Annotated in this window: 16 protein-coding genes; 13 read left to right on the forward strand and 3 right to left on the reverse strand. The window is 63.3% G+C overall.

Annotation, left to right across the window (positions count from 1 at the left end):
• Positions 1-70: 70 nt before the first annotated feature.
• A complete protein-coding gene (locus ACE4QZ_RS21470) occupies positions 71-1,717 on the reverse strand; it encodes a Na+/H+ antiporter (RefSeq protein WP_103462962.1) in 1,647 nt (548 codons plus the stop codon).
• Between the two features lie 251 nt (positions 1,718-1,968).
• Between ACE4QZ_RS21470 and graT the strand changes: the two genes are divergently transcribed.
• The 6 genes from graT to ACE4QZ_RS21500 all read left to right on the forward strand — a co-directional run bounded on the left by graT (position 1,969) and on the right by ACE4QZ_RS21500 (position 5,787).
• Positions 1,969-2,247: a type II toxin-antitoxin system toxin GraT gene (gene graT, locus ACE4QZ_RS21475; protein ID WP_101196209.1), complete on the forward strand. Its 279-nt coding sequence runs from the start codon at positions 1,969-1,971 to the stop codon at positions 2,245-2,247.
• Positions 2,248-2,255: 8 nt separating this feature from the next.
• Positions 2,256-2,555 carry a type II toxin-antitoxin system antitoxin GraA gene (gene graA, locus ACE4QZ_RS21480; RefSeq protein ID WP_003252274.1) on the forward strand — a complete coding sequence of 100 codons (300 nt, stop codon included), beginning with the start codon at positions 2,256-2,258 and terminating at the stop codon, positions 2,553-2,555.
• A 124-nt stretch (positions 2,556-2,679) separates the two neighbouring features.
• Positions 2,680-3,027 carry an ArsC family reductase gene (locus ACE4QZ_RS21485; RefSeq protein ID WP_003252272.1) on the forward strand — a complete coding sequence of 116 codons (348 nt, stop codon included), beginning with the start codon at positions 2,680-2,682 and terminating at the stop codon, positions 3,025-3,027.
• A gap of 31 nt (positions 3,028-3,058) precedes the next feature.
• Complete coding sequence (gene dapD, locus ACE4QZ_RS21490) at positions 3,059-4,093, forward strand: 2,3,4,5-tetrahydropyridine-2,6-dicarboxylate N-succinyltransferase (protein WP_103462963.1); 1,035 nt, start codon at positions 3,059-3,061, stop codon at positions 4,091-4,093.
• A gap of 81 nt (positions 4,094-4,174) precedes the next feature.
• Positions 4,175-5,380 carry a cysteine desulfurase gene (locus ACE4QZ_RS21495; protein WP_021785918.1) on the forward strand — a complete coding sequence of 402 codons (1,206 nt, stop codon included), beginning with the start codon at positions 4,175-4,177 and terminating at the stop codon, positions 5,378-5,380.
• Positions 5,377-5,787: a SufE family protein gene (locus ACE4QZ_RS21500; protein WP_103462964.1), complete on the forward strand. Its 411-nt coding sequence runs from the start codon at positions 5,377-5,379 to the stop codon at positions 5,785-5,787. Before ACE4QZ_RS21495 ends, ACE4QZ_RS21500 begins: the two co-directional genes overlap by 4 nt.
• A gap of 108 nt (positions 5,788-5,895) precedes the next feature.
• Here the strand turns inward: ACE4QZ_RS21500 and tcdA are convergent, their stop codons facing one another.
• Positions 5,896-6,705 (reverse strand): tRNA cyclic N6-threonylcarbamoyladenosine(37) synthase TcdA, encoded by an 810-nt coding sequence (gene tcdA / locus ACE4QZ_RS21505; protein WP_162149610.1) that lies wholly within the window; start codon positions 6,703-6,705, stop codon positions 5,896-5,898.
• A 119-nt stretch (positions 6,706-6,824) separates the two neighbouring features.
• Here tcdA and ACE4QZ_RS21510 point away from each other — a divergent pair, with 119 nt between their 5' ends.
• The 4 genes from ACE4QZ_RS21510 to ACE4QZ_RS21525 all read left to right on the forward strand — a co-directional run bounded on the left by ACE4QZ_RS21510 (position 6,825) and on the right by ACE4QZ_RS21525 (position 11,965).
• Positions 6,825-9,416: a glycosyltransferase gene (locus ACE4QZ_RS21510; protein ID WP_103462965.1), complete on the forward strand. Its 2,592-nt coding sequence runs from the start codon at positions 6,825-6,827 to the stop codon at positions 9,414-9,416.
• A 190-nt stretch (positions 9,417-9,606) separates the two neighbouring features.
• Positions 9,607-10,758, forward strand: coding sequence for a succinyl-diaminopimelate desuccinylase (dapE, locus tag ACE4QZ_RS21515; protein WP_021785922.1), 1,152 nt, complete (start codon positions 9,607-9,609; stop codon positions 10,756-10,758).
• On the forward strand, positions 10,758-11,570 hold the full coding sequence (locus ACE4QZ_RS21520; RefSeq protein WP_103462966.1) for a putative RNA methyltransferase: 813 nt from the start codon (positions 10,758-10,760) through the stop codon (positions 11,568-11,570). The genes dapE and ACE4QZ_RS21520 overlap by 1 nt, the downstream gene beginning before the upstream one ends.
• Positions 11,571-11,587: 17 nt before the next feature.
• On the forward strand, positions 11,588-11,965 hold the full coding sequence (locus ACE4QZ_RS21525; RefSeq protein ID WP_084850399.1) for a hypothetical protein: 378 nt from the start codon (positions 11,588-11,590) through the stop codon (positions 11,963-11,965).
• 122 nt (positions 11,966-12,087) lie between these two features.
• On the opposite strand, the gene ACE4QZ_RS21530 is transcribed toward ACE4QZ_RS21525, so the two are convergent.
• Complete coding sequence (locus ACE4QZ_RS21530) at positions 12,088-12,297, reverse strand: cold-shock protein (protein WP_003252255.1); 210 nt, start codon at positions 12,295-12,297, stop codon at positions 12,088-12,090.
• A 233-nt stretch (positions 12,298-12,530) separates the two neighbouring features.
• Here ACE4QZ_RS21530 and plsB point away from each other — a divergent pair, with 233 nt between their 5' ends.
• The 3 genes from plsB to ACE4QZ_RS21545 all read left to right on the forward strand — a co-directional run bounded on the left by plsB (position 12,531) and on the right by ACE4QZ_RS21545 (position 16,212).
• Complete coding sequence (gene plsB / locus ACE4QZ_RS21535) at positions 12,531-15,017, forward strand: glycerol-3-phosphate 1-O-acyltransferase PlsB (RefSeq protein WP_410480170.1); 2,487 nt, start codon at positions 12,531-12,533, stop codon at positions 15,015-15,017.
• A gap of 76 nt (positions 15,018-15,093) precedes the next feature.
• On the forward strand, positions 15,094-15,492 hold the full coding sequence (locus ACE4QZ_RS21540) for a YbaY family lipoprotein (RefSeq protein ID WP_103462968.1): 399 nt from the start codon (positions 15,094-15,096) through the stop codon (positions 15,490-15,492).
• 33 nt (positions 15,493-15,525) lie between these two features.
• Positions 15,526-16,212: a DUF4197 domain-containing protein gene (locus ACE4QZ_RS21545; RefSeq protein ID WP_003252248.1), complete on the forward strand. Its 687-nt coding sequence runs from the start codon at positions 15,526-15,528 to the stop codon at positions 16,210-16,212.
• The last annotated feature ends 7 nt before the right edge of the window (positions 16,213-16,219 follow it).

A 16,219-nucleotide genomic window follows, 5' to 3' on the forward strand; every position in this document is an offset into this window, starting at 1 on the left:
CATTTACCGCGTTGGATTCTTCGCGGGTAAACCCGCTCCTACAGGGGCTGCAACGCAGCCCTCTTGGGATCTACTTGACTGAACCCAGGTTCGCCTCACTCATATCCAGCTCACCCAGTACTTGCCGCACCACCTCATCCCCCACCAGGTGCTGGCGATGCAGGTTGTAAAGCTCCAGCCGCTGCGCCCTCAGTGCACGCAAGCGCAAACGCCGCTCCAGCAAGTCCATCTGTTCGGCCAATGCCCTGGCTTCGGCACTGTCGTCATAGCTTTCCAGCTCATCCCGATACTCTGCCATCAACCGCGCCTTCAGCTCGGTCGCCAAGGTAGCCTGCGCGGCGTCTTGCGGGGCAGTGGCGTCGATCACCTCCTCTGCTTCCAAGGCATGAATCGCCGCCTCGGCCGTGCGCCGCCAGGCTTCCTGCACTTCCTGGTGCAAGCGCTCGTCCGGGCTCTTGGTGACCCCGCGCAGTAATATCGGCAGCGCGATGCAGGCGCTGATCAACGACAGCAGGATCACCCCGGCTGCAATGAAAATCAGCAAGTCCCGTTCCGGGAAGGCCTTGCCCGCCCCCATCAGCAAAGGTATCGACATCACACCGGCCAGGGTCACTGCGCCCCGCACACCGCCCAGGGTCAGCAACCAGCAGGAGCGCGCCGTGGGCATCAGCACCAGCGCCGGTTTACCGCGCCAGCGGCGCACCACACCGATCGAGCGCCAGATACTCTGCACCCAGACGAACCGCAGCAGGATCAGCGCGGCAAAGATCGCCACCACATCCAGGCAGCGGTAAGCCAGGGTCGGCCACAGGGTAGCTTCGTGGCTGACCACCGCCTTGATGATGTCCGGCAATTGCAGGCCCAACAGCAGAAAGATCAGGCCGTTGAAGGCAAACTCCAGCAGCGACCAGACGCTTCTGTTGAGCAAGCGAGTGCTGGTCTGCCGCGGCAGCAAGTCGAGCCAGCTCTGCATCATGCCGGCGGCCACCGCCGAGAGAATGCCCGAAACACCCAGACGCTCGGCCAGCACGTAGGCGGCGAACGGCAGCAGCAGCATGAAGACCACATGGGTAGCTGGATCGTCCCAGCCGCGGGCGATCATCCAGGCGCGCAAGCGGCCGACCAGCCAACTCAGGGCAACGCCCACCGCCAGGCCACCCAGCGCGACCAGGACGAAACTGAAGCTTGCATCGGCCAGCGAGAACGCCCCGGTGATCGCCGCCGCCAAGGCAAACTTGAAGGTCACCAGGCCTGATGCGTCATTCATCAGGGCCTCCCCTTGCAGCATGTGCATCAGCGGGGTAGGCAGGCGGTCCTGGGCGATGGCCGAAACCGCCACGGCGTCGGTGGGCGACAGCACTGCCGCCAGGGCGAAGGCCACCGGCAACGGGATGCTCGGCAGCAGCCAGTGAATGAAGTAGCCGGCCCCGACCACGGTGAACAGTACCAACCCGACAGCCAGCGCCACCACAGGCCCGCGAATGCGCCACAACTCACGCTTGGGAATGCGCCATCCGTCGGCAAAGAGCAGCGGAGGCAAGAACAGGAACAGGAACAACTCCGGGTTCAAGGCCACATGCAAGCCCAGTGTCGGCAAGGCCAGCAAAGCACCGGCGGCGATCTGCACCAACGGCAACGGCAGCGGAATCATGCGGCCGACCAGCTTCGACAGGCTGACCAACGTCAACAGGATGAGGACGGTGTAGGCGGACTGCATCCGGGAAAGCTTCCTTTGTGAGCTGAAACGATGGCAGGGCGAGGCATCGCCATTGAAACAATATGTTAGCGGCGACCGACGGTTCGGGGCCGCTGCACGATAGTCGCAGGTGACGGGGGAATATGTAACATGATGATACCCAGCAGATGTGACCGGAGCTTGGGAGTCGCGTGCCCCGTTATTGAAGACTTGAACTACAGCGATCCCGTCGTATAATCGACATTAACGAATAACGTTAAGCATTCAGGCTCATGATTCGAAGCTTTAGCTGTGCCGACACGGAAGCGCTCTTCACAACGGGAAAGACACGGCGTTGGTCAGATATCAAGTCAGTCGCGGAGCGCAAACTGGCCATGCTCGATGCCGCAACAGAGTTGCGAGACCTTAGGTCGCCACCTGGCAATCGCCTCGAGTCACTGAGCGGCAACCGCGCCGACCAACACAATATCCGTGTAAATGACCAATGGCGGTTGTGCTTCACCTGGACAGAACACGGGCCAGTTAGCGTTGAAATTGTCGATTACCACTGAGGTGCATCATGCTCAAGAACGGTATGCGTCCAATCCATCCGGGTGAAATCCTGCGGGAGGACTTCCAGAAGGAAATGGGCTTCAGCGCCGCGGCTCTGGCCAGGGCGTTGGGTGTAGCAACGCCAACCGTCAACAACATCCTGCGCGAACGGGGCGGTGTTTCCGCCGACATGGCACTGCGTCTGTCCATCTGCCTGGACACCACCCCTGAGTTCTGGCTCAACCTGCAGACGGCCTTCGATCTGCGCACAGCCGAACAGCAACACGGCGATGAGATCATCGGGTCGGTCCAGCGCCTGGTCGCTTGAACACATCCTGATCAATAAACAGGGGCGCCACGGGCGTGGCGCCGCGAGGAGCGTTCCCGCATAATCCCGCGACTGACATCGAAAAACGGAGAGATTGGGGCGACTTGTACCCCCAATGTACACAATGACCTACACGCTCTACGGCATCAAAGCCTGTGACACCATGAAAAAGGCGCGTACCTGGCTCGAAGACAAAGCCATCGCCTACGAATTTCACGACTACAAGACCCAAGGCATTGACCGTGACAGCCTGAACCGCTGGTGCGACGAACACGGCTGGGAAGTCATCCTCAACCGTGCCGGCACCACCTTCCGCAAGCTGGACGACGCCAGCAAGGCAGACCTCGACCAGGCCAAGGCCGTCGAGCTGATGCTGGCCCAGCCGTCGATGATCAAACGCCCGGTGCTCGACCTTGGCGCGCGTACCCTGGTTGGCTTCAAGCCCGACCTGTACGCCGCTGCCCTGGCCTGAGCCCCTACCCTATTTCGCACGAGGTAATCACATGTCCAATACCCTGTTCAGCCTGGCCTTTGGTGTCGGCTCCCAGAACCGCCAGGGCGCCTGGCTGGAAGTGTTCTACGCACAACCCCTGCTCAACCCGAGCGCCGAACTGGTAGCTGCAGTAGCCCCTGTTCTCGGTTACGAAGGTGGCAACCAGGCCATCGCCTTCAGCAACGCCCAGGCCGCACAACTGGCCGAAGCCCTGAAAGGCGTGGACGCTGCCCAGGCCGCCCTGCTGACCCGTCTGGCAGAGAGCCACAAGCCGCTGGTCGCCACCCTGCTGGCCGAAGACGCAGCACTGAGCTCGACCCCAGAGGCCTACCTCAAGCTGCACCTGCTGTCGCACCGCCTGGTCAAGCCGCATGGCGTAAGCCTGGCCGGCATCTTCCCGCTGCTGCCGAACGTGGCCTGGACCAACCAGGGCGCGGTCGACCTGACCGAACTGGCCGAACTGCAACTGGAAGCACGCCTGAAGGGCGAGCTGCTGGAAGTGTTCTCGGTGGACAAGTTCCCGAAAATGACCGACTACGTGGTCCCGGCCGGCGTGCGTATCGCCGACACCGCCCGTGTGCGCCTGGGTGCCTACATTGGCGAAGGCACCACCATCATGCACGAAGGCTTCGTCAACTTTAATGCTGGCACCGAAGGCCCGGGCATGATCGAAGGCCGCGTTTCCGCTGGCGTATTCGTCGGCAAGGGCTCGGACCTGGGCGGCGGCTGCTCGACCATGGGCACCCTGTCCGGTGGCGGCAACATCGTCATCAAAGTCGGCGAGGGTTGCCTGATCGGCGCCAACGCCGGTATCGGTATTCCGCTGGGCGACCGCAACACCGTCGAAGCCGGCCTGTACATCACCGCGGGCACCAAGGTGAACCTGCTGGACGAGAACAACGAACTGGTCAAAGTGGTCAAGGCCCGCGACCTGGCCGGCCAGACCGACCTGCTGTTCCGCCGCAACTCGCTCAACGGCGCAGTTGAGTGCAAGACCCACAAGTCGGCCATCGAGCTGAACGAAGCGCTGCACGCTCACAACTGAGAACCTTGCCGGGTTTGAGGTGTTAAGATCGGGTCTGGCGCCAATGCACCAGACCCGATTTTCATTCCAGGCCTCGCAAACATGTTCCAGCCCTCTCCCTGGCGTGCCGACTTCCCCGCCATCGCCGCCCTGCAACGGCAGCACCAGACCTATCTGGACAGCGCCGCCACCACCCAGAAGCCGCAAGCCTTGCTCGATGCCCTGAGCCATTACTACGGCCATGGCGCGGCCAACGTGCACCGTGCCCAGCATTTGCCCGGTGCGCTGGCGACCCAGGCCTTCGAAACCAGCCGCGACAAGGTCGCCGCCTGGCTCAATGCCGCAGACTCGCGGCAGATCGTGTTCACCCACGGCGCCACCTCGGCACTGAACCTGCTGGCCTATGGCCTGGAACACCGCCTGGAAGCCGGTGACGAAATTGCCGTCAGTGCCCTGGAGCACCATGCCAACCTGTTGCCCTGGCAACAGCTGGCGCACCGGCGCAACCTGCGCCTGGTGGTGCTGCCACTGGATGCCCATGGTCGTATCGACCAGGACCAGGCACTGCAACTGATCGGCCCACGCACCCGGGTGCTCGCCATCAGCCAGCTGTCCAACGTGCTGGGTACCTGGCAGCCGCTGCCAGCGCTATTGGCCCATGCCCGCGCCCAGGGCGCGCTGACTGTGGTCGATGGCGCCCAGGGCGTGGTGCATGGCCGCCATGACGTGCAGCAACTGGGTTGCGACTTCTATGTGTTTTCCAGCCACAAGCTGTACGGTCCGGACGGCGTCGGCGTGCTCTATGGCCGCAGCCAGGCTCTGCAGCTGTTGCGCCACTGGCAGTTCGGTGGCGAGATGGTGCAGTTGGCCGAGTACCACAGCGCCACCTTCCGTCCCGCCCCCTTGGGCTTCGAAGCGGGTACGCCGCCCATTGCCGGGGTGATCGGCCTGGGCGCGACACTGGACTACCTGGCCAGCCTCGATGCCCATGCGGTCGCAGCGCATGAAGCCAGCCTGCACCAGCACCTGCTGCGTGGCCTAGGCGACCGCGAGGGCGTGCGGGTGTTGGGCGCACCGCAGACGGCCCTGGCCAGTTTCGTCATCGAGGGCGTGCACAACGCTGATATCGCCCACCTACTGACTGAACAGGGCATTGCCGTGCGCGCCGGTCACCACTGTGCCATGCCACTGCTGAAGGGGATGGGGCTGGAGGGCGCGATACGGGTGTCACTGGGTTTGTACAACGATAGCGATGACTTGCAGCGTTTCTTCGACGCGCTGGACCAAGGCCTGGAGCTGTTGCGATGAGCCTGCCGGAACAGGCGCAGCAAGCGCTGGAAGCTTTTCAACAGGGCAAAGGCTGGGAACAGCGTGCGCGGCTGCTGATGCAGTGGGGTGAACGGCTGGACCCGCTGAATGACGCCGAAAAGACCGAAGCCAACCGGGTGCATGGCTGCGAGAGCCTGGTGTGGCTGGTGGCCGAGCAGGTCGAGGGCGTGTGGCGGTTCAAGGCCAGCAGCGATGCCCGCTTGTTGCGTGGGCTGCTGGCGCTGTTGCTGGTGCGGGTGCAGGGACTGGCCAGTGAGGAGCTGGCCGGGCTTGATCTGCGCGAGTGGTTTACCCAGCTCGGGCTGGAGCGCCAATTGTCGCCGTCGCGCAGCAATGGGCTGCATGCAGTGTTGCAGCGGATGGCGGAGTTGGCGTCCAACCGCTGAATCGGCGCCGGTTTCTTCGCGGGCCTGCCCGCTCCCACAGGTACGGCATCATGCTTGAGAGAGAGGCAATACCTGTAGCGGCCGGCCCTGCGAAGATGCCCACGCGGTCTATTCAGGCTTGACCCGTTCCGACGGCCGGCGCGCGCCGGCCACCAGCTTCTCGATCGCCTTGCTCGCCGCCACCATGCCAAAGGTCGCGGTCACCATCATCACCGCTCCAAAGCCCCCCGAGCAGTCCAGACGCACGCCCTCACCGACAAAGCTCTTCTGCAGGCAAACGCTGCCATCACCCTTGGGGTAACGCAGCTGTTCGCTGGAGAACACGCACGGCACGCCATAGTTGCGGCTGACGTTACGCGAGAAGTTGTAGTCGCGGCGCAGCGTTGAGCGTACCCGCGAGGCCAGCGGGTCGTTGAAGGTCTTGTTCAGGTCGGCGATCTGGATCTGCGTCGGGTCGATCTGCCCACCCGCGCCACCGGTAGTGACAATGGCAATCTTGCGCCGCCGACACCAGGCGATCAGCGCCGCCTTGGCCATGACGCTGTCGATGCAGTCGATCACGCAGTCGAGGTGCTCGGTGATGTATTCGGCCATGGTCTCGCGGGTGACGAAGTCGGCCACCGCATGCACCGTGCACGCCGGGTTGATCGCCCGCAGGCGCTCGGCCATGACCTCGACCTTGGGCCGCCCCACCTGCCCTTCCAGCGCATGGGCCTGGCGGTTGGTGTTGCTGACACAGACATCGTCCAGGTCGAACAGGGTGATTTCGCCCACGCCGCTGCGGGCCAGCGCTTCGGCCACCCACGAGCCCACACCGCCGATACCGACCACGCCCACATGGGCCAGGCCCAGCCGTTGCAGCCCTTGGTCGCCATACAACCGGGCAACGCCGGCAAAGCGTGGATCTTCTGTGCTCATGTTCATACCCCAAAAAACCGGCGCGCATTATATGCCAGTGAGCCCTTGCCCTGCATCGTTAGGAAAGAGACTGCCAACCCTGCTTTAATGTCCTATCACTTCGACATGAATGGACGACGATGTCTTCACGTAAATTCGGCCTGAACCTGGTAGTGGTGCTGGCCATCGCCGCACTGTTCACCGGGTTCTGGGCACTGATCAACCGCCCGGTCTCCGCCCCCGCCTGGCCAGAACAGATCTCTGGCTTTTCGTATTCGCCGTTCCGCCTGGGCGAAAGCCCACAGAAGGGTCAGTATCCCACTGACGACGAAATGCGCCAGGACCTGGAGCAGTTGAGCAAACTGACCGACAGCATCCGTATCTATACCGTGGAAGGCACCCAGGCCGACATCCCGCGCCTGGCTGAGGAGTTGGGCCTGCGGGTAACACTGGGGATATGGATCAGCCCGGACCTGGAGCGCAACGAGCGCGAAATCGCCACGGCCATCCAGTTGGCCAACACGTCGCGTAGCGTGGTGCGGGTGGTGGTCGGCAACGAGGCGCTGTTCCGGGAAGAAGTCACACCGGAAAATCTGATCAAATACCTGGACCGGGTACGCGCAGCTGTAAAGGTGCCCGTGACCACCAGTGAACAATGGCACATCTGGAAGGAACACCCCGAGCTGGCCAGGCACGTCGACCTGATTGCGGCGCACATCCTGCCCTACTGGGAGTTCGTGCCGATGAAGGATTCGGTCGAGTTCGTCCTCGACCGCGCCCGTGAACTGAAGCGCCAGTTCCCGCGCAAACCCCTGCTGCTGTCGGAAGTCGGCTGGCCAAGCAACGGCCGCATGCGCGGTGGTGCCGATGCCACACAGGCCGACCAGGCCATCTACTTGCGCACCCTGGTCAACACCCTCAACCGCAGGGGCTATAACTACTTTGTCATTGAAGCCTATGACCAACCCTGGAAAGCCAGCGACGAAGGCTCGGTAGGCGCCTACTGGGGGGTCTACAACGCCGAGCGCCAGCAGAAGTTCAACTTCGACGGCCCCGTGGTGGCGATCCCGCAGTGGCGGGCCCTGGCAGTGGCGTCTGTGGTGCTCGCAATGATCGCCCTGACGGTGCTGTTCATCGATGGCTCGGCCCTGCGCCAGCGTGGTCGCACCTTCCTGACGTTCATCACCTTCCTGTGCGGGTCGGTACTGGTGTGGATCGCCTACGACTATAGCCAGCAGTACAGCACCTGGTTCAGCCTGACCGTGGGCGTGCTGCTGGCCCTTGGCGCGTTGGGCGTGTTCATCGTGCTGCTCACCGAGGCCCACGAACTGGCCGAGGCGGTATGGATACACAAGCGCCGCCGCGAGTTCCTGCCCGTGCAGGCCGACAGTGCCTACCGGCCCAAGGTGTCGGTGCATGTGCCGTGCTACAACGAGCCACCTGAGATGGTGAAACAAACCCTCGACGCCCTGGCCGCCCTGGACTACCCCGACTACGAAGTGCTGGTGATCGACAACAACACCAAGGACCCGGCCGTTTGGGAGCCGCTCAAGGCCCACTGCGAGAAGCTTGGCGAGCGCTTCACGTTCTTCCACGTCGCGCCTCTGGCCGGCTTCAAGGGCGGTGCACTGAATTACCTGATCCCGCACACGGCCAAGGACGCCGAAGTGATCGCGGTAATCGACTCGGACTACTGCGTCGACCGCAACTGGCTCAAGCACATGGTGCCGCACTTCGCCGACCCGAAAATTGCCGTGGTGCAGTCACCGCAGGATTACCGCGACCAGCACGAAAGCGCCTTCAAGAAGCTGTGCTACAGCGAGTACAAGGGCTTCTTCCACATCGGTATGGTCACCCGCAACGACCGTGACGCGATCATCCAGCACGGCACCATGACCATGACCCGGCGCAGTGTGCTGGAAGAACTGGGCTGGGCCGAGTGGTGCATCTGCGAGGACGCCGAACTGGGCCTGCGCGTGTTCGAGAAAGGCCTGTCAGCCGCCTACGCCCACAACAGCTACGGCAAGGGCCTGATGCCTGACACCTTCATCGACTTCAAGAAGCAACGCTTCCGCTGGGCCTACGGCGCCATCCAGATCATCAAGCACCACGCCAGCGCACTGCTGCGCGGCAAAGGCAGCCAGCTGACCCGTGGCCAGCGCTACCACTTCCTGGCCGGCTGGCTACCGTGGATCGCCGATGGCATGAACATCTTCTTCACCATCGGCGCGCTGCTGTGGTCGGCGGCGATGATCATCGTGCCGCATCGGGTCGACCCGCCGCTGATGATCTTTGCCATCCCGCCGCTGGCGCTGTTCTTCTTCAAGGTCGGCAAGATCGTCTTCCTGTACCGCCGAGCGGTGGGGGTGAACCTCAAGGATGCCTTCGCAGCTGCACTGGCCGGGCTGGCACTGTCGCACACCATCGCCAAGGCGGTCCTGTATGGTTTCTTCACCAGCAGCATGCCGTTCTTCCGCACGCCGAAGAATGCTGACAGCCATGGGTTGCTGGTGGCGATTTCCGAAGCGCGTGAAGAGCTGTTCATCATGGTGCTGCTGTGGGGCGCGGCGCTAGGCATCTACCTAGTTCAGGGGCTGCCGAGCTCGGACATGCGCTTCTGGGTGGCGATGTTGCTGGTGCAGTCGTTGCCATATGTGGCAGCGCTGGTGATGGCATTTCTGTCGTCGCTGCCCAAGCCCGCAGAAAAGGCTGCCGAAGCGCAGCAGGCTTGAAGTTGCCTGGGCTGACCTGTGCAGCCCATTCGCGGGCACGCCCGCTCCCACAGGCCTGCCACAGGCATTCAGAGCTGTGCGGTACCTGGTGGAGCGGGCGTGCCCGCGAATGGGCCGTGCTGCCCGAAATCATTTGATATAAGATAACGCCCCTCAGATTTCCCCGCCTTGCCTTGCCCCGGAGTCCCCCATGACGGCCCCTGCCGAGCTCTCGCCTACCCTTCAACTGGCCTGCGACCTGATCCGTCGCCCCTCGGTCACCCCCGTCGACGCCGATTGCCAGGCGCAGATGATGAAACGCCTGGGTGCCGTAGGCTTCCAGCTGGAGCCGATGCGCATTGAAGACGTCGACAACTTCTGGGCCACCCACGGCAGCCAGGACGGCCCGGTACTGTGTTTTGCCGGCCACACCGACGTGGTGCCCACCGGCCCGGTCCAGCAATGGCAGCATGAACCCTTCGAGGCGCTGATCGACGCCGACGGCATGCTCTGCGGCCGTGGCGCCGCCGACATGAAGGGCAGCCTGGCGTCCATGGTTATCGCCAGCGAGCGCTTCGTGCAGGACTACCCGAACCACCGCGGCAAGGTCGCGTTTCTGATCACCAGCGACGAGGAAGGCCCGGCTCACCACGGCACCAAAGCGGTGGTCGAGCGCCTAAAAGCGCGCAACGAGCGCCTGGACTGGTGCATCGTCGGCGAACCGTCCAGCACCACCTTGCTGGGTGACGTGGTCAAGAACGGTCGCCGTGGTTCGCTGGGCGCCAAGCTGACCATACGCGGCAAGCAGGGTCATGTGGCCTATCCGCACCTGGCGCGCAACCCGATCCACCTGGCCGCCCCGGCCCTGGCGGAACTGGCTGCCGAGCACTGGGACGAAGGCAACGCGTTCTTCCCGCCAACCAGCTTCCAGATCTCCAACGTCAATTCCGGCACCGGCGCCACCAACGTGGTCCCGGGCGAGCTGACCGCGCTGTTCAACTTCCGTTTTTCCACCGAGTCCACCGTTGAAGGCTTGCAGGCGCGGGTATCGGCGATTCTCGACAAGCATGAACTGGACTGGTCGGTCGACTGGGCGCTGTCGGGCCTGCCGTTCCTGACCGAGCCAGGCGAGCTGCTCGACGCCGTGGCGGCCAGCATCAAGGGCGTCACCGGTCGCGATACCCAGCCCTCCACCAGCGGCGGCACCTCCGATGGACGCTTCATCGCAACCATGGGCACCCAGGTGGTCGAACTCGGCCCGGTCAACGCTACGATCCACCAGGTTGACGAGCGGATCCTTGCCAGTGACCTCGATCTGCTGACCGAAATCTACTACCAGACCCTGGTCCGGTTGCTCGCCTGATGCTTGCCTGCCCGCTTTGCCAAGCGCCGCTGAGCCGGCTCGACAATGGTGTGGTGTGCCCGGCCGGCCACCGCTTCGACCGCGCCCGCCAGGGTTACCTGAACCTGCTGCCGGTGCAGCACAAGAACAGCCGAGACCCCGGTGACAACCAGGCCATGGTCGAGGCCCGCCGCGACTTTCTCGACGCCGGCCATTACGCGCCAGTCGCCCGCCGCCTGGCCGAGCTGGCCGCCGAGCGCCAGCCAGGCGCCTGGCTGGACATCGGCTGCGGCGAGGGTTACTACACCGCACAGATCGCCCAGGCCTTACCGGCCGCCGACGGCTATGCGCTGGACATCTCCCGCGAAGCGGTCAAGCGTGCGTGCCGCCGAGCACCGGCGGTCACCTGGATGGTCGCCAGCATGGCCCGCGTGCCGCTGACCGACGCCAGCTGCCAGTTCATCGCCAGCGTTTTCAGCCCGCTTGACTGGGCCGAGGCCAAGCGTTTGCTCAGCCCCGGCGGCGGCCTGATGCGGGTCGGCCCGACCAGCGGCCACCTGATGGAACTGCGTGAAGTGCTCTACGATGAAGTACGCCCTTACGCCGACGACAAGCACCTGGCCCTGGTCCCTGAAGGCATGGCCCATGCACACAGCGAAACCCTCGAGTTCCGCCTGAGCCTGGCCGCGCCCAAGGCCCGCGCCGACCTGCTGGCCATGACCCCACACGGCTGGCGCGCCAGCGCTGAAAAAAGGGCCCAGGTGATCGACCAGCCCGAGCCGTTCGAGGTCACGGTTTCCATGCGTTATGACTATTTCGTGCGCCAAGACTGAGCACATCCGGAGCCCTTATGCGTCAACCTGATATCGAGATCTACCTGAAGGACGCCGACGTCGACCACAAGCAGATTGCCGAATGGCTTGCCCAGGCGATCGGCCCGTGCACTGAATGGAAGCAGAAAGGCCATACCTTCAAATGCCAGGCCGGTAACATTCCGGTCACTTGGTTACCCAAGGCTGTAGGGAAATGGAACAGCCTGTACCTGGAAAGCGACCAGACGCCCTGGGTTGATGACGTTGCCTGCGCCCGCGCCGCATTTGCCGCACTGGGTGTGGAAGTGCGCTGCGCACCGGGTGGCTGGGTTGAGGAAGACGGGGAAGAAGATGCCGACCGCTGGGTCCGCATCAGCGCCGACGGTGAAGAGGAAATCACCTGGCGTACATCATGAAACGGCAGCCTTGCTTGTTTCTGTAGGAGCGGGTTTACCCGCGAACATGGGCTATGCCCGTGACAGCCACCGTGGTGGCTGCTTCGCGGGCAAGCCCGCTCCTACGGCTTGAAACCAGAGGCTCAGAGGCCCACTACGTCTTCGGCTTGCAGGCCTTTCTGGCCCTGCACGCAGGCGTACTCCACCCGCTGCCCTTCGACCAGGGTACGATGCCCCTCACCGCGAATCGCCCGATAGTGGACGAACACATCCGCACCACCTTCGCGCTGAATGAAGCCATAACCCTTGGCATCGTTGAACCACTTTACATTCCCAGTCTCACGAGACGACATCTGAACTACTCCGGATTTTTATTGTGAAGATCGCCTTGCAGGCATGAGGTCACCTGCCCCGTGCCAACGCCGCTTGCCGAAATATCCTGCAAGTGGCAGGCCGAGTATATGACACAGAACAAAAAAAATTGATGACGGCCCCGCTGTTGGCCGAATTTTGCTGAACTTACGCCGATACGGCAGACTAAATAGCAGGATACTCACCTGATAATCACACCCAGGGCACACACCCCATGACCCGTTCCCCCTTGCGCCGCCTGATTTTCGGCGGCCTGCGTCGCCTGTTGTACCTGTGGGTGCGCTCCGAGACCATCAACCAGTCTTCCATGACCCTCAACCTCGACCGCAGCCGGCCGGTGTTCTACGCACTGCCCTCGCCCGCGCTCACTGACCTGGCCGTGCTCGACCACGAGTGCACCAAGGCGGGGCTGCCGCGCCCGGTGCTGCCGGTAGCCGTCGGCCCACTGCAGGAACCCGCCGGGTTCTTCTACCTGACCCCCGACCCGGACTGGCTCGGCCGCCAGGACAAAAGCGGCGCCCCGCCCACGCTCGAGCGCCTGGTGGCTGCCGTCAGCCAGCATGCCGAAGAAGATGCGCAGATCATTCCTGTCAGCGTGTTCTGGGGCCAGACCCCGGCCAGCGAGTCCAGCCCCTGGAAGCTGCTGTTCGCCGACAGCTGGGCGGTAACCGGGCGCCTGCGCCGGCTGCTGACCGTACTGATCCTCGGGCGCAAGACCCGGGTACAGTTCTCCGCGCCAATCCACCTGCGCGAACTGGTGCAGCACAACAAAGGCCACGAGCGCACCGTGCGCATGGCACAGCGCCTGATGCGCGTGCACTTTCGCAACCTCAAGACGGCGGTTATCGGCCCGGACATCTCGCACCGACGCACCCTGGTCAAAGGCCTGGTCCATGCCCCACAAGTGCGCCAGGCGATTGCCGACGAAGCACAGCGCGAGAACCTGCCGCTGGCCAAAGCCGAGGCCCAGGCATTGCGCTATGGCAACGAGATAGCCTCGGACTACACCTATACCGCCATCCGCTTCCTCGAAGTGGTGCTCAGCTGGTTCTGGAACAAGATCTACGACGGCATCAAGGTCAACCACATCGAACAGGTGCAGGGTATCGCCCCTGGCCATGAAGTGATCTATGTGCCGTGCCACCGCAGCCACATCGACTACCTGCTGCTGTCGTACCTGCTGTTCCGCAATGGCCTCACTCCGCCGCACGTGGCTGCAGGCATCAACCTCAACATGCCGGTGGTGGGTAACCTGCTACGCCGTGGTGGCGCCTTCTTCATGCGCCGCACGTTCAAGGGCAACCCGCTTTACACGGCGGTGTTCAACGAGTACCTGCATACCCTGTACACCAAGGGCTTCCCGGTCGAGTACTTCGTCGAAGGCGGCCGCTCGCGTACGGGGCGCATGTTGCAGCCGCGCACCGGGATGCTGGCCATTACCCTGCGCAGCTTCCTGCGTTCGTCGCGTACGCCAATCGTGTTCGTGCCGGTGTACATCGGCTACGAACGCGTGCTTGAAGGTCGTACCTACCTGGGCGAACTGCGCGGCGCCAGCAAGAAGAAGGAGTCGGTGTTCGACATCTTCAAGGTGTTCGGCGCACTCAAGCAGCGCTTTGGCCAGGTCTACGTGAACTTCGGCGAACCCATCCGCCTGGCTGGTTTCCTCGACCAGCAGCAGCCCGGCTGGCGTGAACAGGATCACGGTCCGCAGTACCGTCCGGACTGGCTCAACGCCACCACCGCCCGCTTGGGAGAAACCGTGGCCCGTCACCTCAACGAGGCAGCCGCCATCAACCCGGTCAACCTGGTGGCCCTGGCACTGCTGTCCACCAGCCGCCTTGCCCTGGACGAACGCGCCCTGACCCGCGTACTCGACCTGTACCTGGCGCTGCTGCGCCAAGTGCCCTACTCGCCGCATACCACCCTGCCCGAGGGCGACGGCCAGGCACTGATCGAACATGTACGCAGCATGAACCTGGTGGCCGAGCAGAAGGACGCCCTGGGCCGCATCCTCTATCTGGATGAAGCCAATGCGGTACTGATGACCTATTACCGCAACAACGTGCTGCACATCTTCGCCCTGCCGGCGCTGCTGGACAGCTTCTTCCTTAGCAGTTCACGCATGAGCCGTGAACTGCTGGGCCAGTATGTGCACGCGCTGTACCCGTACCTGCAGGCCGAACTGTTCCTGCGCTGGACGCCAGAACAGCTGGACGAAGTAATCGACCAATGGCTGGTCGCGTTGGTGGAACAGGGCTTGCTGCGCCAGGACAACGATCTGTACGTGCGCCCGGCGCCCAGCTCGCGGCAATTCGTGTTGCTGACCCTGCTCGCCCGTACCATCACCCAGACCCTGCAGCGCTTCTACATGGCCACCTCGCTGCTGATCAACAGCGGGCAGAACAGCCTGAGCGCCGAAGCGCTGGAAGACTTGTGCGTGATGATGGCCCAGCGCCTGTCGATCCTGCATGGTTTGAACGCGCCGGAGTTCTTCGACAAGACGCTGTTCCGCCACTTCATCCAGACCTTGCTCGAGCAAGGCGTGCTGCACGCCGACGCGCAAGGCAAGCTGGGTTATCAGGACAAGCTCGGCGAGCTGGCCGAGGGCGTGGCCAAGCGTGTGCTGTCGGCCGAGCTGCGCCTGTCGATCCGCCAGGTGGCCCTGCACCGTGACGACGGGCTGGAAACTTCGGCCCTCTAACGGTTCATCGGTCGGGAAAATCCGCTAAAGTCCCTGGGGTTGGCCACAAGCCAGCTCCAAGGACACCGGAGATTCCATGAAAAAGCTCTTTATGCTGTGTTGCGCATCCCTGCTTGCAGCCTGTTCCAGCCAAACCCCACACAGCCAGGCCAGCCTGGACGGTGAAGTCTTCTACCTGCAGCGTATTGCCCTGCCGCCTGCCGCCACCCTGAGCGTGGAACTGCAGGATGTGTCGCTGATGGACGCCCCTGCCGTAACCCTGGCGCGCCAGGCCGGCCCGGTCAAAGGCAACGTACCACTGCCGTTCCATCTCACCTATGACCCCGCGCAGGTCAAGCCTGGCCACCGCTATGCGGTGAGCGCGCGCATCGAGCTGAATGGCAAGTTGCTGTTCATCAACACCGAACATCACGCTGTCGCGCTCGATGGCAGTGACCCGCAATCGGTACGCATCAAGGTAGACCAGGTTCGCTGATACCCGTACTCATCCGTTTACAAGGAAAGCTTCATGATCCGCACTTCCCTGCGCTTCACCACCCTGTGCGCCGGCCTGCTGCTGTCGGCCAGCGCCCTGGCCCTGTCGCTCGGCGACCTCAGCCAGAAAGACGCCACCGGCGGCCTGAAGGACGCCCTGACCCAAGGTGCGCAACTGGCCGTCAAGCAACTGAGCACCCCAGGCGGCTTCAGCAACAACCCGGACGTGCGCATCGAGCTGCCAGGCAACCTGGGCAAAGCTGCCAAGGCGATGAAGATGTTCGGCAAGGGTGAACAAGTCGAAGCCCTAGAAACCAGCATGAACAAGGCCGCCGAGGCTGCCGTGCCGCAGGCCCAGGCGATTCTGGTGGATGCCGTGAAGAACATGAGCGTGACCGATGCCAAGGGCATTCTCAGCGGCGGTGACGACTCGGCCACCCAGTACCTGAACAAGAGCAGCCGCGAGCAGATCCGCGCCAAGTTCCTGCCAATCGTCAAGCAGGCCACCGACAAGGTTGGCGTGGCCCAGCAGTACAATGCCTTCGCCGCCCAGGCCAAAGGCCTGGGGCTGGTCAAGGATGACGCCAATATCGAGAACTACGTGACCGAGAAGGCGCTGGATGGCCTGTTCGAGATGATCGGCAAACAGGAGCAGAGCATTCGCCAGAACCCGGCAGCTGCGGCTACCAGCCTGGCCAAGAAGGTCTTCGGCGCGCTGTAGGAGCGGG

The sequence above is a fragment of the Pseudomonas sp. DCA-1 genome (assembly GCF_046523955.1).
GTDB classification, from domain to species: Bacteria; Pseudomonadota; Gammaproteobacteria; order Pseudomonadales; family Pseudomonadaceae; genus Aquipseudomonas; species Aquipseudomonas putida_Y.

Bases quoted from the DNA above. Each gene is read 5' to 3' on its own strand.
- ACE4QZ_RS21530 (WP_003252255.1), bottom strand. From the start codon at position 12,297: ATGTCGTCTCGTGAGACTGGGAATGTAAAGTGGTTCAACGATGCCAAG.
- graA (WP_003252274.1), top strand. From the start codon at position 2,256: ATGCTCAAGAACGGTATGCGTCCAATCCATCCGGGTGAAATCCTGCGG.
- ACE4QZ_RS21525 (WP_084850399.1), top strand. From the start codon at position 11,588: ATGCGTCAACCTGATATCGAGATCTACCTGAAGGACGCCGACGTCGAC.
- dapD (WP_103462963.1), top strand. From the start codon at position 3,059: ATGTCCAATACCCTGTTCAGCCTGGCCTTTGGTGTCGGCTCCCAGAAC.
- ACE4QZ_RS21470 (WP_103462962.1), bottom strand. From the start codon at position 1,717: ATGCAGTCCGCCTACACCGTCCTCATCCTGTTGACGTTGGTCAGCCTG.
- tcdA (WP_162149610.1), bottom strand. From the start codon at position 6,705: ATGAGCACAGAAGATCCACGCTTTGCCGGCGTTGCCCGGTTGTATGGC.
- ACE4QZ_RS21500 (WP_103462964.1), top strand. From the start codon at position 5,377: ATGAGCCTGCCGGAACAGGCGCAGCAAGCGCTGGAAGCTTTTCAACAG.
- ACE4QZ_RS21485 (WP_003252272.1), top strand. From the start codon at position 2,680: ATGACCTACACGCTCTACGGCATCAAAGCCTGTGACACCATGAAAAAG.
- ACE4QZ_RS21545 (WP_003252248.1), top strand. From the start codon at position 15,526: ATGATCCGCACTTCCCTGCGCTTCACCACCCTGTGCGCCGGCCTGCTG.
- plsB (WP_410480170.1), top strand. From the start codon at position 12,531: ATGACCCGTTCCCCCTTGCGCCGCCTGATTTTCGGCGGCCTGCGTCGC.
- ACE4QZ_RS21520 (WP_103462966.1), top strand. From the start codon at position 10,758: ATGCTTGCCTGCCCGCTTTGCCAAGCGCCGCTGAGCCGGCTCGACAAT.
- dapE (WP_021785922.1), top strand. From the start codon at position 9,607: ATGACGGCCCCTGCCGAGCTCTCGCCTACCCTTCAACTGGCCTGCGAC.
- ACE4QZ_RS21510 (WP_103462965.1), top strand. From the start codon at position 6,825: ATGTCTTCACGTAAATTCGGCCTGAACCTGGTAGTGGTGCTGGCCATC.
- ACE4QZ_RS21540 (WP_103462968.1), top strand. From the start codon at position 15,094: ATGAAAAAGCTCTTTATGCTGTGTTGCGCATCCCTGCTTGCAGCCTGT.
- ACE4QZ_RS21495 (WP_021785918.1), top strand. From the start codon at position 4,175: ATGTTCCAGCCCTCTCCCTGGCGTGCCGACTTCCCCGCCATCGCCGCC.
- graT (WP_101196209.1), top strand. From the start codon at position 1,969: ATGATTCGAAGCTTTAGCTGTGCCGACACGGAAGCGCTCTTCACAACG.